The following is a 15,676-nucleotide window of genomic DNA, read 5'->3' as shown; positions in this document are numbered from 1 at the left end:
GCGCCTGGCGGACAGCCAACCGCCGGTGTCGTCAGAACCTGTTTGGCGCCGACCGTCTGCCGTCGAGGCGGCGCAGGGCCGATCCGCTGAGCGACGCGATCTTCTCGAGTACCGCGAGGCAATGTGCGCTTGGAATACCCGACTGCGGCCAGCATGCACCGATCGCGCCGACCGGTTCGCCATCGATGATTGGGCACATCATCATGCTGTGGACCGGCGTTGGTAGATGTGCTACCTTCGCGGCCCGGCTGTCTTTGTGAATGTCAGGCGCCACCGCTGTTGTCGCATGAAGTATTGCCCAGCCGCTAAGGCATCTGTCTATCGGGAAACTCTGGTCAAGCCACAATGGGATGTCCGAGTCCACTGCCACGTGGCGGCATTGATCCTCTTCTTTGAGGACGAAGCATACACCTGAGGCGCCGGTGAGTTCCCGAGTGGAGTGACACACTTCAGCTTGTAGATCCTCATAGGATCCACACCTCTCGAAGCGTGTTTCAAGGTGACGGAATGGGTTCGCGCGATCCATGACAACCTCCCGTTCCTACTCGGAGTGTCGGTTGGAATAGCCGCTGCGCCGGATGTTGCGATCCGGCCGAACGTCCCATGCGGACATGCTTGGCGGGGCTCGCGCCGAGGGCACGGTCTTCATCGGCATTGTAGAAAGCCTTGCGACAGGGTCGCATCGTCTGGGCCCAACAGCCGTCAGTGACTTCACTTGACGACACAGTGACGCCTTGGACGCTGGCGGAGTCCCTTTGGTTGGGCGGGGACGTCACATCAACCAGGTCTGGCTCGCAGGTGGGAATCACTCCCATCAGACGGCCGGGCCATCAACCTGATGTAGTTCGACCGGCCCTGAACCGGCAGGCCCGGATGCGATGTTCCGCAGTCGGATAGCCGACCGTCAATTGGCATCCATGAACCTCAAGCTAGGCCAGTGGGAAGCGGACACGCATCGCGGCTCCCGCGTATTGCGCCAATCTTGAGCGCCCCCACGCGGACTCCCCGGAAACCGGTATGTCCAATCACGACTGGTTCGCTCATGAGGTTATTGACGGTACTTGACCGTCGTTTGACTTAGAAACCTTCTTAGCCCGCGATAGTCGCCCCCATATGTCGGCTGTGCCCGGCCTGGCGCCGGTGCGAGGTATGCCCCGCGATGAAGCGTCTGGCAACAAACCCGTCGCCGACCGGTCGGCGGACCTCAAGGGCTGAGGTCTACTCGAAGGAGATCGCCTCCTGCGAAGGTGAAGAGATGGTCACCATTTTCGCTGCACATCCCGGGCAGATCGTGGTCGAGGATGAAGAACCTGCTACGGCCTGAGGACCAGGAGGTCATGCCGAGATGACCCTGGCCCAAGCGGTTCCGCGGGGCTGTTCCCGCGTCGGGTGTGGTCACGTCATGAGTCAATGGCAGCGAGCGCCGATGAAGGAGGAGCGAGATGACGGAGGTCAGACAGCCACCGCAGCCGCGCATCGTGGTCGGTGTTGACGGCTCGGAGGTGTCTGTCGACGCGCTGCGTTGGGCACTGAGACAGGCCCAGATCAGCGGTGGGGTTGCGGAGGCGGTGTGCGTCTGGGACTTACCGACTGCCTACACGGTTGGGCCGACCGTGTTTACCGGCGAGGACTTCGCTGACGCTGCCGAGCGCTCGCTTGCTGCTGCCGTCGAACAGGTTGCTGCCGTATATCCCGATGTCCTGCTGGAGAGTCAGGTACAGCGTGGTCATGCCGCCGAAGTGCTGCTGGATCGGGCCAAGAACGCGGACCTGCTTGTGGTCGGCAGCCGTGGGCACGGTGGGTTCGTCGGTACGCTGTTGGGGTCGGTCAGCCTGCAGTGTGTCCAGCACGCGCCGTGCCCGGTCGTGGTGGTCCGCTCCGGAGCAACATGTCGATCCGATAGGTGACGGTCAGGGGGCCGGCATTGGACCGGGTCGTCAGCTATGCGCGTCGCAGGTCGTTTGGACGACTGCCTCCTGCGCCCGAATTGCGAGATTGCCGTTCTTGTTCCTTGGGTGCTCAAGGCTCGATGGGCGGGGTCCACGGAGACCATTCGCCCGTGTCCGGGTCCTGGATAAGCCAGTTGTCGGCGGGGCGGCTCGATGCCCACTTCAGGACGGCGTCCTTCTCGCGGCTTCGGAACGAGCTACCGATGTCCCCGCGTTCCCAGCGTGCCTCCCATCCCTGCCCGGGCTCGCTGCGGCGGATGCGGACGGTGCCTCCGGATCCAGTCATGAATTCCCCCAAGACACCAGTCTGCTCCTCTCAGGCGGGTATGAGGACGGACTCTTGCAGCGTGCCTCATATCTTTGAGGTGTGAGCGCTCACGAGCACTGGGTCAGCGTGTGGCCCCGTTTGCCGAACGCCAGTTCGCGCCGGCCAGCTCGGTCTACAAGTCGGCGATCCGCTTCTTCGCCGCGGCCGGCTCCGCCTTCTCCTTGCTCGTCAGACCAGCCACGAGCCCCTTGTCGATAAGTCTTGGTGTCGCCAGGCGTAGATCGACTGATGTCGAGCTCCACGAACCGTGGCGCATCCTTTGACGCTGGCGGCAAGGGATGCAGCTGCAACTACCTCGGCGGCAGAGCAGGCTCCGACGGCCAGGGCTCATACTGACTTACAAGAGTGTTTGTGCTCCACGCAATGACGGGCTGACGACGGATCCCATGCATGCGGCAAGGTCGTACAGATCTCGACGGACCAGTGTCCGATCATGGACAGGCCACCCATCGCCCATTCCCTGAGCGTGAGACCCGTACGACATTCACGGCTCACGCAAGGTTGGTCCTGAGCAGCCGGGCCTTGTGTGAGAAATTTGCAAGGTCAACCGGATTCGCCGGATGAGCCTTCGGCCACCTCCTTCGAACACCGCGCATGCAGTCAGCTTGGGGCCATGGGCGAATCGAGTAATCGGTGGATCCGGCCGACGCGCAGGGATCTGGTCAGCGCCGTGGTGTTGGGAGCGGTCGCCGCACCGTTGACCTACGCGGCCTCCGCACGACAGAAACAGGAGAACGAGGAACCCCTCGTTCACAGCGAGGACCTGGGCCTGGAGCTCGTCCAGTGGTCGCGGAAGATGCCGCCCACGCCTTCATTCCCGGCGAGGATCGACGCGTACGCCGCCTACGACGGGGGGACGACGTGTGGCACTGCGTCGAAGCCCGGCGTCGTCGACGTGAGGAACCTCATCCTCCGTACGTACGGCAACCGTGCCTGGAGCATCGGGCATCCCTGTACCGGTGGCGTCAGCGAGCACGCCGAGGGCCGTGCTTTGGACGTGGCGTTCAACGCGTACTCGCGCTCGTCCCGCAAGGCTGCCAACGACTTCTTCTGGTGGCTGCTGCGACCGGACAGCCACGGCAACCGGCACGCCATGGCCCGCCGGTTGGGAATCATGTACGCGATCTGGAACCGCAAGATGTGGCGCGCCTACCGTCCCAACGAGGGGTGGCTGCCGTACACGGGGACGTCGAACTCGCACACGAACCACTTCCACCTCAGCTTCAGCTGGGCCGGCGCACTCCGTCGCACGACCTGGTGGACCCTGCAGTAGTCCCGGATGCCATCTGCGTTCTACGGGCGAACTGGTCCCGCTGGTCGTTCACAAGAACGCGCGTCGGCAGCTAAGGCGTCGTGATCAGATCTCAGGGTCGAGGTCGCGCGGGACCTCGTCGGGGGCGATGTCGCGGGCGCGGAGCATTAGGACGGCCACATCGGCGCTGCCTACGACCTGGAGCTGGAAGCCGACGTCGGACCTCACCGCGGATGCACCGGCCGCATCTCCGCGACCGCGACCTCCGCCACCTCACGAGCCTGATGCGGACACGAGACCGACCGATGCGACCGAACCGCGCGCCGTTCCTTGCCTGCGGCGTAGTCGTGGCGGTATTGACACCAGCCGGCAAAGCTGCAGCTCGGCGCCCGGTTGGGGCCTTCCTGTAGAACCGTCGGCTCAGCCGACACTGGTTCGAATCCAGTACCTGCCACACGAAGATGCGGCCCCTGACCTGCGCAAACAGGTCCGGGGCCGTTGTCGTTGGCGCCAATCACATCGAGCCGGGATGTCGGCGGATTCTGTTCGGAGTCAAGCGAGTTCCGCGGCACCCTGACGCCCATCGAGAGCTGGTACGGCAGCATCCGCGAGGCGTATCGCTCCCCTCTGCGCTTCGCCAACTGGCAAGCCAGCGGCGAGCGCGGGTGTCCGGCGAAGATGGCCGGTCCGGGTGATCTGGCTAGCCCGAAGTTGGTCGATAGTGATCACTGCCCACATTGCCTACGGCGCATGAGTAACCTGAGGTCTTGATCATGACGATTGCTTCCGAGGCGGTGGCATGGACATCGGGTCGACGAGGACATCGAACGAACGGCAAGGCTCATCCGGACAGAAGGTCGTACTCCCGGCAGGGCGCAGTTCAGCCTCGCTGACCTCGGAGGAGTCCGATCGGGAGGCGCTCGACTGATGGAACTCAAAGCCGAGAAGCAGACACTGAAGGCGCTCCTGGCGGTCGACGAGCAGCAGTTCAGGATCCCTCCGTACCAGCGGCCGTACTCGTGGACCCGTGAGCAGGTCGACGACCTGTGGAACGACCTGAGCGAGAACGTGCAGGCAGGTCACTTCATCGGCTCGGTCGTTCTGGCGGCCGAAGATGATGCTCGGCCACTGGTCATCGACGGCCAACAACGACTGACCACGCTGATGCTGATACTGGGCGCTGTTCGCGACGCGTGTCATGCCCGTGGCATGACCAATGACGTCCAGCAGATCGAGAAGCGGTTCATCGCGGACGATCTTGCGAATGGCGACGCACAGTTCAAGTTCAGAACCGGGAACGCAAACTGGGCTGTGTTCCGCGACTTCACACTTCGGTCGGTTGGTGACCCGCTTCGCAAGACCGGGTCCGACGTTGGGGTGCTGGACAAGGATTTACGTGCGCGAAACAGGGCTCTGCTCAGCAATCGTGACCGGATCATCGCACTCCTCGCGTCCCACCTCGACCGTCTCCCTGAGCTTGGGCAGGAGAAGTGGCTTCGAGACTTCTGGAAGGGACTGCTAGGCAAGGTCGAGCTTGTAGTCATTGCGGTACGAGACCTGGGAGACGCGTTCCTACTATTTGAGACTCTCAACGACCGAGGTTTGCAATTGTCGGCAGCCGACCTGCTGAAGAGTCACATGCTTGGTGAGATCGCCAAGAGGTCCGCTGAGGAGGACGTCGACCAGGCCGCGTCGTCGTGGGACGAGATGCTGGACGACCTCGGCGCTGGTGTCGACGTCACACGGTTCCTTCGGCATTACCTCTTGGGCTACGTCCCGAAGGTGAAGAAGGACAGCGTCTTCGACCAGTTCAAGGAACTGGTGAGAGACCGCGGCGCAGAGTCTGTGCTTGCCGATCTTCGGACTGCTGCCGGCGCGTATGGGGAGTTCGAGGCGCCGTCCAAGGCGGGGCACGAGCCAACCAGCGCGGTACTCAAGGACCTTGCCACGCTTCGGGCAGTCACCTGCTACATAGCTCTGCTGCCGGCACGTCGGTACCTGGCGGAGAAGGACTTCGTCGAGTTCGCGCGGTTGGCGGAGGTTCTCACCTATCGATACAGCAGCGTGGTTGGTCGAGGGACCAACGAGATCGAACCCGTTTATCACAGGGCGGCCAAGATCCTCCATGACAGCCAGGGGACGCATTTGGCGGAGGCGCGCGAGACCCTCATCGCAGCCATGCCCGATGCCGAGCAGTTTCGGGTAGCGTTCCAGCGCCTGGAGATGGGGCGGCAGTACCTCGTCCGCTACACGCTCCAGCGGATAGAGCAGGCACTGCATCCGGCGTTGGAGAAGATGGTCGACGTGTCCACCCTCGTACACATCGAGCATGTCATGCCGCAGACGCTCAACAAGGAGTGGTCCGCCAACCTAGGATCGTTTGCCGATCAGCACCAGGAGTACGTGAATCGGTGGGGGAACCTGACCCTCTTGTTCGCGGGCCTGAACATACCGGCCAGCAACAAGGTGTTCGAACAGAAGACGCGGTACTACGGCGACTCTCAGGTGAGGATCACCCAGGAACTATGCCAGTACGGGACCTGGGGACCAGAGCAGATCGATGCCCGCCAGCGTTGGCTCGCGGAGGTGGCGGAGAGCATCTGGCGCGTCGATCCAGTCCCACACGACCAATTGCCTGCACTCCGGTACGAGCACAAAACATCGCTCGACGACTTCCGAGAGAGGGTCGGCGCGCTGTGGCCGGCGATTGAGCCGTATGCCACCGACACCACGGCTCAGGAGATCCGATCGCTGGCAACTCGTCTGCCTGCCCACCTTGCCGGTCATGCCGAGCATTCGTCTCTCGCGGGCAAGATCGCTGATGGATTGACCGAACTCCTCCAAGGTTGGGAGGGCTACAGCCACTCGGATCGGAGGTTTGTCCGCGCGGTGGCGGAGTACTTCCTGGAGCCCGAGGACTCCGTTCCAGACGAACTTCCAGGTGGCCTGGAGGATGATCGGACGGCACTAGTCGCCGCGTTCGCGGCGCTTGATCGTCAGGTACCTTCCTACCTGCAGTCCTGACGACCTACTGCGCCTCGTCGGCAGCGCGCGTTTGATTCACCTGCTGGCGACCGCGTGGCGGCCGGCCATGTGGTTCAGCCAAACGTGGCAGCGAAACAGGTCGGGAGCTCGAACCGATGCTTGACGAGTCAGACCCGCCTCCGCCGATCCGCAAGGATCGCGTAAACATACGCTGGCCCTCGCGCCATCGAATTGATCTCGCTTGATTCTGCTAGCGGCATGAGGTCATATGCTTTCCGGAACTGACTCTTATGGATCGTGTACTCGGTTCTGTCTGGAATCACGCTGGTCCCTTCTACGCGGTAGACAAACGGGAGCCCGGTCTTCGTGTGGAACTCCTGTCCAGCGCTGGCTTCAATGCGTGCCCACACTGCGTTAAAATTGCCCATATTCTGCCTCCTGCGCCGAACGCCGATCCGTGATCCTAGCGGCTGTTTTTTCGCCCATCGGAGTAGAGGATGCGGAAACCGAGCTTCCGTGTTACTGCGCTCCAGTGTGGAGTCGTCAGCAGATCTTTCTGTGCACCGCTAGCCAAGTGCCCTAGGAACGCCACATCGAAGGCGGCAGTGTCGAGCCAGTCAACATCCTTCGTATACCCGCAGATAAGTTCGGCGCCTGTCAATTTTAGGAAGTCTTTTAGTAAGGTATCAGAGGCGCTCATTACTGAGCAGCTTCCAAAGTACAACCGTCGGCCTCCGCATTTTCCTTCTAGGCGCTGCCCGATGTGATGGAGGGGAACAATCTGGCGGCTGGAAAGCTTGAGTCTCCCGGATTCTCCATGCATCGCGAAGTACCCTACTTCAAAATCGCTGTATGCCTTCTTGGCCCAGCTATCCAAGAAGTAGTCCAGCTCGGCGACTGTGGCGACGTCCTTATGAATGAACTGTATGTAGCCGAGTCGCTCTAGTAGCTCAAGCGCCGGACGTACGGAGCTGGTGTCGGTCAGGTTCTCGTCCCATTGACCCTCGAGGCAGAAGACTCCACGTGGCGCGGGCAAGGCATCTCCAGTAGTAGATCGCTAGTTGGCGGTCGAGCTCAGCGCCGACGGGGCGTGGAGCTGGAACGGTGATGATCACTGAGGTTACGTGACCGAGGAGACACTCGGATCGAACTTGTCACAGCCGGGCGGGCGGTGGCTACCCAGTCGCGTGCCGGGGCGGGCAACTCATGGCTATGGCTCCTTCTTGGGGGCAGGTCCGTTGGTGAGCAGCGAATCTCTTCTGCAGATCTGGTCAGACCAGATGGCCGACGGGGGACATGCTCGCGAGACCGGCGTCACCAAACGATCACGTTCTTGGTTGTGCACTGGCGAGCGCTTTACGCGCTGCTAGGGTGACCGCGCGAATGATCTTGGTCGCGAGTCCAACAACTCGACGGCGGGCGCGTTCGCGTGTCCAGGCCGTCGGGGAGGGGGGCGATGGACGTCGGACGCTGGGTTCAGTGCACGCCGTCGGAGTTTTCGTGGGAGCGCGCTGCGCTCGCATATCTGCGCACGCTCCTGCCGGAGAAGGAGCCCTACCGCGCCTGGGCCAACGCCGAGTTCATCGGTACGGACGGGTCGGTCAACGAGATCGACCTGCTGCTCGTCACGCCGCGACGCGTCATCGTCCTCGAGGTCAAGTCGTGGGCGGGCATCCTCGTCGGTGACGCCGGCACCTGGCAGCAGACTCACCGTGCGCCCGTCGACAACCCGGTGATCGGCGCGACCCGCAAAGCCCGCAAGCTGAAGTCGCTCCTCGCGACCCAACCCGCGATGCGTGCTGCACTGGGCGTTAAGCGCATGCCGTGGGTCGAGGGCGCGGTCTTCCTGTCCGACGCCAGTCTCGACGTACGCCTGAAGTCCGAAGGCCTCGCCCACGTGTTTGGGCGCCAGGATCACGACGGTCTGCCCAGCGTCCTTGCCCACATCACAGAGCCCGGCGACGACGTCGACGCCACGATGTCGGCCGCGATCGCCAAGGCGGTGGACCAGGCTGGCATCCGTCAGTCCCAGCGCGGACGCAAACTTGGCACCCTCCGCCTGGATATGCCTGCAATGCATGAGGGCCCGGGCTGGCAGGACTTCCTGGCCCGCCACGAGCGCTTCCAAGACGACCCGCCTCGCCGTGCGCGCATCTACCTGGCAGGTGAGGCGGAGGCGGGCGACCGCCGGGCGCAGCTCGTACGAGCAGCCGAGCGCGAGTACCGCGCACTTCGCGGCATCGACTACAGCGGCATCGCCAGCCCGATCGACTTCGTCGAGCACGACCTGGGCCCGGCGCTGATCTTCCCGCACGATCCGAGCTTGGTACGCCTCGACCATTTCCTGCAGCAGGAAGACGCCAGGCTCGACCTGGACGCCCGCCTGTCCCTCCTGCGAGCGCTCGCGGAGACCATCTCCTACGCACACCGCCGAACGCTCGCCCACCGCGGGCTGAGCCCTCAATGTGTGTGGGTACGCCGCGACGGCGACAGCTTCCATCTCCAGGTAACCGACTGGCAGACCGCGACCAGAGGCTCGGAGTCGACCACGGGCTCGTCGGTGAGTTCGACGCAGACCTTCGCCGAGCTGGCCGAGGAAGGCGCGACCGCCTACTTCGCTCCGGAGTGGGCGTGGGGGAGCCAGAACGGCGTCACCCTGGACGTGTTCGGCGTGGGTGCCATCGCGTATCTGCTGTTCGCAGGGAATCCACCGGCGTCGTCGTTCGGCGCCCTGGCCCGGCGGCTGTTGTCGCAGGGGTGCCTGTCCCTGAGCGCCCAGGTCGACAATGTCGGCGACCGGCTGGACACGCTGGTCGCCAAGGCGACGACAGCCGACGTGGCCAAGCGGACACAGGACATGGCCGCGTTCCTGCTCGACCTGGACACGCTCCGGGAACAGCTCGCGGCCGAGGCAGCGGAGCAGGTTGTCGCCGTGGATCCGCTCACAGCTGAGGCGGGCGCAGAGCTGGAGGACGGCTTCAGGGTCGTACGACGGCTCGGCCGTGGCTCCACCGCCCTGGCGCTGTTGGTCGAGCGGGACGACAAGGAAGCGGTCCTCAAGGTCTCGCTGGCCCCCGAGAAGGACGCCCGCATCCGGTCCGAGGCCGCGGCGCTCGCGCTCCTCGGCGAGCACCCGGGCATCGTCCAGCTGTTGGATCCGGATCCGGTGCAAGTAGGCGGCCGCCTGGCGATCCTCCTCACGTACGCCGGAAGAGGCACCCTCACGAGAGAGCTCCGCGAACGCGGGCGCCTGCAGCCGGAGTGGCTGCACGACTGGGGCACGGACCTGCTCACATCCGTCCACCACCTCGAACGCACCGGCGTGGCGCATCGCGACATCAAGCCGGACAACCTCGGGATCGGCGAGGTCGGCGGCAAGGGTAAGAAGCGGCGTCTGGTCCTGTTCGACTTCTCCTTGTCTCGGGAGCCGCTGGAGGCGGTCGAGGCAGGCACCCCGCCCTATCTCGATCCCTTCCTCGGCCGCGGGGACCGTCGTCGCTGGGACACCGCGGCCGAGCGGTACGCCGCGGCGGTCACGCTGTACGAGATGGCCACCGCCCGGCGGCCGACCTATGGCGCCGGTGGTGGGCACCCGGGCTACGGCGACGCGGACGTGACGATCGACCCGGAGCTGTTCGACCGTTCCTACGCAGTCGGCCTGGCAGACTTCTTCCGGCGAGCGTTGCACCGCGAAGCCCGCAAGCGGTTTGACACCGCCGAAGAGATGCAGCGCGCCTGGGACGCGGTGTTCGCCAAGCCCTCCACGGTCGTGCCGGACCAGCCGGCGGCACAGCGGGTCAGCCGGGAGACCCCCATCGGCGCGGTGGGTTTGTCGCCTCAGGTCCTCGCCGTTCTCGAACGACTGAACGCCACCGACGTGGGCGCCGCACTCGACTTGCCCCCGGCGCAGCTCACCTGGCTGCCCGGCATCGGCACAAAGACGCGGGAGCGGCTGCACAAGGAACTGAGCGACCTCGCCGACCAGGTCGCCGCGTCGACACAGGAACGGCCCACCGAACCCACCTTGCTGGACAAGGTGGCCGACGCGCTGGTCCCCGACTCCGCGGACAGAGCCGTAGCGGAGGCGCTGCTCGGCCTGGGCGAAGCCGGTGGCACCGCGTGGGCGAGCACCCGCGATGCGTCCAAGGTGCTCGGCCGAGACCAGCGCACGATGCGCCAGGCGGTCCAGCGGCTCGAGGATCACTGGGTCGGCTTGGACGGCATGCGCGTACTCCGCGACGTTGTGGTCGAGGTCGTGGAGTCGGTCGGTGGAGTCGCGTCCGCTGCGCACTGCGCTGCCAGGCTGCTGGACCGGTTGGGCAGCACGGTGGAGGAGCCGCTGCGGTCGCGGCTTGCCGAGGCGTTGGTACGGGTGGCGATCGACGCCGAGCTCGCCGACGAGCACCTGGACGGCGACCCGCGCCTTGTCTACAGCCGCCAGACCCACGGGATCCTGGTCGCGGCGGGTCCGCTGGAGGTCGGCGAGGGACCGTCGACCGCCGAGCGGCTGGAGTGGGCGTCGGGACTCGGTGAGGCCGCGGACACGATGGCGGCGGCGGACCCGCTGCCCGTGCCCGCGCGCGTGGTGGAGACGCTCCGCGAGGTCCCCGCACCGGACAGCACGGACCCGAGCCTGCTGGCACCTGATCGGCTGGTCGAGGTGGCTGCGCTCGCCGCGGAGATTGCCGCCGTCACACCGCGCCTGGAGATCTATCCGCGCGGCTTGGACGCCGGCCGCGCGGTGCGGCTTGCGGCGGGTGCGCTGTACGGGGTCAGCGAGCTGAGCCCGGGCGAGGTGGCCGAGCGGGTGATGTCGCGGTTCCCTTACGCCGCGCCGCTGCCGGGTCGCCCCGAACTCGACACGCTGCTGGAATCCGCCGGCGTACCGCTGGTGTGGAACGCCGATCAGTCGAAGTACCTCGCCCGCAAACCGGAGGGCGCGGGGCTCACCTCGGCGTTCCTGACGACCGGGCGTTCGACACCACAGCGGGGTACGACCGGCGGCACACTGTCGAAGGCGGACTGGCGTCGGGTCGAGAACGCCGTCGTGGCTGCCGACGACCGGCTGGCGCGTTCGCTGGACGACGGCGGCTGGGTAGTCCTCTCCGTACGCCCGAGCAGGTTGGCCCGCGCGGAGGCCTGTCTGTCGCACCAACAGGTGAACACCGTCGACGTCGAACGCGAGTTCCTCGCCGGCCTGCGCGCGTACTGCAAGGAACGCCGGGTGAAGTGGGACGTCGTGCTTGCCGCCGACGCAGCAGACCGCTCGTCGCGTGACTGGTCGCGGCTGTCGAGTGTGGTGCAGGGCGGCGCGCTGACCCGGGTGCGCGAGGCGATCCGGGAGGCGGGGCCGTGCGTCCTGCTCACCCACGCCGGTGTGCTGGCGAGGTACGACCCGAGCCTGCGCATCCTCGACGAACTCCGTGACGAGGTGTTCCGGGCGACGGCGGACTCTCCGGTTCGCACGGTGTGGCTGGTGGTGCCGGGGCCCGACGACTCGCCCCCGAAGTTGGACGGCGTGGCCGTGCCGGTGTTCGGGTCGCAGTGGATGCCACTGCCGGAGGAATGGATCAGCAAGCACGAGTCGGTACTTCGGGAGGGTGGGGCCGCATGATCGACGCGAGGCGACTGCTGGCAGACCTGCAACGTCAGGTTCGGTCGATCGAGGCCGATCTCCTGCGGCTGGCCGAGTCCGACGGCTCGGCGGCGAACCGGTTGGAGAAGCGGTACGAAGCGGCGGTCAAGGGCAACCGGACGGGCCTGCCTTTCGAGACCTGGCGCGGGCAGCAGCTCACCCAGGTGGCAGCCGGCTGGGTGCTGGCGTGCGTATTCGCGAGATTCTGCGAGGACAACCGCCTGCTGGAGCAGGCGATGCTGGCCGGACCAGGTGAGCGACTGGCCGAGGCGCGCGAGCGTCAGGACGCCTACTTCCGCGAGTACTCCTCGCACTCCGACCTTGACTACCTGCGTGCGGCGATCAACCGGCTGGAGGATTCCGAAGTCACCCGTGCCCTGGTCGAGCGGCAGAACCCCTTGCACGTCATGGATCCGTCCCCGGACATGGCCACGGCGCTGCTGGACTTCTGGCGGCGGATCGACCCCGAGACCGGCCTGCTCCTGCACGACTTCACCGACCCGTCGCTGTCGACGCGGTTCCTCGGTGACCTGTACCAGGACCTGTCCGAGCAGGCCCGTAAGGACTACGCACTGCTCCAGACGCCGGAGTTCGTGGAGGAGTTCATCCTCGACCGGACGCTCGACCCGGCGATCGAGGAATTCGGGCTGGCGGACGTACGGCTGATCGACCCGGCGTGCGGATCGGGGCACTTCCTGCTGGGTGCGTTTGCGCGGTTGCTACGGCGGTGGCAGCACCTGGAGCCGGGGGCGGACGTGCGGGTGCACGTCGAACGCGTGCTGCGTCAGGTCAACGGCGTCGACATCAACCCATACGCGGCGGCGATCGCGAGGTTCCGTCTACTCGTCGCGGCGCTGACTGCCTGCGGAATCGACCGCTTGAAGGATGCTCCGGCCTGGCGGGTGCGGGTCGCGATCGGGGACTCGCTCTTGTTCGGTACGCGGAACGGCCAGGCTGCGATCGCGGGCGTCACCGAGGCTGCGATGGCCGGGCAGTCCGGTGAGGGCGAGTTCGTCTATGAGTACGAGGACGCCGCCGAACTGGAGGAGATCCTCGGCGACCGCTACCACGCCGTCGTCGCCAACCCGCCCTACATTACTGTCAAGGATCCGCTACTCAACAAGCTTTACCGACAGGCCTGGAGTGCCTGCGCTGGCAAGTACGCATTATCGGTACCTTTCGCGCAGCGCCTCTTCGACCTTGCCGTGCCAGGCGGATTCACCGGGCAGATCACGTCCAACTCATTCATGAAGCGCGAGTTCGGCCGGAAGCTCATTGAGGAGTTCTTCCCCACAATCGACCTCACATTAGTCATCGACACTAGCGGCGCCTACATTCCTGGCCACGGCACTCCCACCGTGATTCTGTTTGGTCGTCAGAGACCTCCGGTCGTGGAGACGGTCCGTGCCGTCCTCGGAATCCGTGGGGAACCGAAAGCTCCTCCTCAGCCAGCGACGGGGCTTGTCTGGTCCTCGATCGTGGACAACTTCGAAGTGGCTGGATTGCAAACGGCATATGTCTCGGTCGCAGACATATCCAACTCAACTCTGTACACCTATCCATGGAGCCTCTCCGGTGGAGGAGCGGGTGAACTACTTGCGCACATAGACTCCACCGAAAGGGAAACTCTTGACAGCGAGATTGCATACTCTGGCTTCGTTGCGATCACCGCTGAAGACGACGTCTTTCTCGCTGACGACATTCGCGGCTTAAGTAGGCCGTTCCAAGTACCAGTGCGTGCGATGGTTCTTGGTGATGAGGAGCGGGACTGGGGTCGTCTCGGCGGCACGGTGGCAACGTGGCCGTATGGCGCCGACCTTTATCCACTGTCGGGGATAGGTGCGGAGCCAATCATTCGGCGATGCTGGCCTTACCGAACTACATTGTTGAACCGAAAACGCTTCGGTCGTGTAGTTTCTTCGATTAAAGGATTCGTGTGGTATGAGTACGGGGAACTCTATCGCGAGAAGCTCCAATGGCCACTTACGCTTAGCTGGGCAGAGGTGGCTACGCACAATCACTTCGTGCTGGACCGAGAAAGGAGAATCTTCAAGCAGACGGCGCCGGTGATTAAGTTGCCAGTCGAGTCGTCGGAGGAGCAATACTTGGAATTGCTCGGGCTGCTGAATTCGTCCACCGCATGCTTCTGGCTCAAGCAGGTCAGTCATAACAAAGGTGTCGGCGGGATCGGTGGCGGTATCGGCGACGAAGAGTGGGAGCCCAGGTACGCGTTCAATTCAACCAAGGTGTCGAAATTTCCGCTGCCAGATGGGGCTCCGCTGGGCCGCGCCACTCGCATGGATTCCCTTGCCCAGGAGTTGCATGCGACGACTCCGGAGGCGGTTGCCGAGAAGGGGGTGCCCGACTGGGAAGTGCTCAGCGCCGCGCAGGCGGAGTGGTTGCGGATCCGGGCGGAGATGATCTCGGCGCAGGAGGAGTTGGACTGGGAGGTCTACGGCCTTTACGGGTTGCTCGGCGACGACACCAACGACCTGGTGGGCAACGATGTCACCAAGCCGCAGCTGAAGCTGGGCCAGCGAGCGTTCGAGATCGCGCTGGCCCGGAAGATGGCCGCCGGTGAGGTCGAGACGCAGTGGTTCACCCGTCATGGCTCGACTCCCATCACCGAGCTCCCCGACCACTGGCCGGCCGACTATCGCGCGCTGGTTGAGCGTCGGCTGGAGAAGATCGCCGACGACCCATACCTCCATCTGATCGAGCGTCCGGAGTGCAAGCGACGCTGGGCAACCCGCTCGTGGGAGGACATGGAGTCCGACGCGCTGCGTGGCTGGTTACAGGACCGGCTGGAGGATCGGGCGCTGTGGTTCCGTCCCGAGCCGACCCTGCGAAGCGCGGCGCAGCTTGCCGACGAGTTGCGGACCGACGAGGACTTCGTGTCCGTCGCCCAGCTGTACGCCCGCGACCTGGACCTTCTCGACGTGGTGCGGGACCTGGTGCGTGATCAGCACGTCCCTGGAACCTCCGCCTGGCGCTACACCGACTCCGGAATGCGCATTCGCAAGGCGTGGGAGCAGACCTGGGTCCTGCAGCGCCGCGAGGACGCCGGAGAGAGAGTCGGCAAGATCGCGGTGCCGCCGAAGTACAAGCAGGGCGACTTCCGCTCCGCGACGTACTGGCGTAACCGCGGCAAGCTCGACGTCCCCAAGGAGCGGTTCACGTCGTACCCGGAGGCGTCCCGTGACGGCACGCTGCTGCTCGGCTGGGCCGGGTTCGACCACCTGCAGCAGGCGCAGGCCCTGGTCGCCTACGTCACCGAACGCCAGGAGCTCGACGCCTGGGGCGCGGAGCAACTCGTCCCGCTGCTCGCCGCCCTGGCCGAACTTCTGCCGTGGATCCGTCAGTGGCACCCCGACGTCGACCCGGAGTTCGGGCAGGCCCCTGCGGACGCCTACGAGGGCTACCTCGACCAGGTGCTGCTCCAGCTCGGCCTGACCCGAGACGACCTCACCGCGTGGCGGCCACCGGCCCCGACCCGCGGCCGCCGACGCAAGACCACCTGAGGGGAA

Annotated in this window: 9 protein-coding genes and 1 pseudogene; 7 read left to right on the top strand and 3 right to left on the bottom strand. The window is 65.0% G+C overall.

Going from position 1 to position 15,676, the window contains the following annotated elements; all coding sequences use genetic code 11:
• Window positions 1–31 precede the first annotated feature (31 nt).
• Complete coding sequence (locus FHR37_RS33505) at window positions 32–526, bottom strand: GAF domain-containing protein (protein WP_092888136.1); 495 nt, start codon at window positions 524–526, stop codon at window positions 32–34.
• A gap of 633 nt (window positions 527–1,159) precedes the next feature.
• Between FHR37_RS33505 and FHR37_RS21000 the strand changes: the two genes are divergently transcribed.
• The 3 genes from FHR37_RS21000 (at window position 1,160) to FHR37_RS20990 (ending at window position 3,550) form a co-directional block, all read left to right on the top strand.
• On the top strand, window positions 1,160–1,324 hold the full coding sequence (locus FHR37_RS21000; protein WP_175542774.1) for a hypothetical protein: 165 nt from the start codon (window positions 1,160–1,162) through the stop codon (window positions 1,322–1,324).
• 118 nt (window positions 1,325–1,442) lie between these two features.
• Window positions 1,443–1,907 (top strand): universal stress protein, encoded by a 465-nt coding sequence (locus FHR37_RS20995; RefSeq protein ID WP_092888139.1) that lies wholly within the window; start codon window positions 1,443–1,445, stop codon window positions 1,905–1,907.
• Window positions 1,908–2,890: 983 nt separating this feature from the next.
• Window positions 2,891–3,550, top strand: coding sequence for a hypothetical protein (locus FHR37_RS20990; protein WP_139239150.1), 660 nt, complete (start codon window positions 2,891–2,893; stop codon window positions 3,548–3,550).
• Between the two features lie 84 nt (window positions 3,551–3,634).
• On the opposite strand, the gene FHR37_RS32625 is transcribed toward FHR37_RS20990, so the two are convergent.
• Window positions 3,635–3,757: a hypothetical protein gene (locus tag FHR37_RS32625; RefSeq protein ID WP_269086102.1), complete on the bottom strand. Its 123-nt coding sequence runs from the start codon at window positions 3,755–3,757 to the stop codon at window positions 3,635–3,637.
• 699 nt (window positions 3,758–4,456) lie between these two features.
• Here FHR37_RS32625 and FHR37_RS33500 point away from each other — a divergent pair.
• Together FHR37_RS33500 and FHR37_RS20985 are read left to right on the top strand one after the other, a co-directional pair.
• A pseudogene (locus FHR37_RS33500) lies at window positions 4,457–5,158 on the top strand (DUF262 domain-containing protein); the annotation flags it as partial.
• Between the two features lie 9 nt (window positions 5,159–5,167).
• On the top strand, window positions 5,168–6,553 hold the full coding sequence (locus tag FHR37_RS20985; protein ID WP_378079819.1) for an HNH endonuclease family protein: 1,386 nt from the start codon (window positions 5,168–5,170) through the stop codon (window positions 6,551–6,553).
• 424 nt (window positions 6,554–6,977) lie between these two features.
• On the opposite strand, the gene FHR37_RS20980 is transcribed toward FHR37_RS20985, so the two are convergent.
• Window positions 6,978–7,550 carry a DUF6642 family protein gene (locus FHR37_RS20980; protein ID WP_092888151.1) on the bottom strand — a complete coding sequence of 191 codons (573 nt, stop codon included), beginning with the start codon at window positions 7,548–7,550 and terminating at the stop codon, window positions 6,978–6,980.
• Window positions 7,551–7,970: 420 nt separating this feature from the next.
• Here FHR37_RS20980 and pglW point away from each other — a divergent pair, with 420 nt between their 5' ends.
• Together pglW and pglX are read left to right on the top strand one after the other, a co-directional pair.
• A complete protein-coding gene (gene pglW, locus FHR37_RS20975) occupies window positions 7,971–12,128 on the top strand; it encodes a BREX system serine/threonine kinase PglW (RefSeq protein WP_092888154.1) in 4,158 nt (1,385 codons plus the stop codon).
• Window positions 12,125–15,670: a BREX-2 system adenine-specific DNA-methyltransferase PglX gene (pglX, locus tag FHR37_RS20970; RefSeq protein ID WP_092888157.1), complete on the top strand. Its 3,546-nt coding sequence runs from the start codon at window positions 12,125–12,127 to the stop codon at window positions 15,668–15,670. The genes pglW and pglX overlap by 4 nt, the downstream gene beginning before the upstream one ends.
• The last annotated feature ends 6 nt before the right edge of the window (window positions 15,671–15,676 follow it).

Source organism: Actinopolymorpha cephalotaxi, from assembly GCF_013408535.1.
GTDB classification, from domain to species: Bacteria; Actinomycetota; Actinomycetes; order Propionibacteriales; family Actinopolymorphaceae; genus Actinopolymorpha; species Actinopolymorpha cephalotaxi.
The sequence above is the reverse complement of the archived record's forward strand: the minus strand, read 5'-3'. Positions and strand labels throughout refer to the sequence as shown.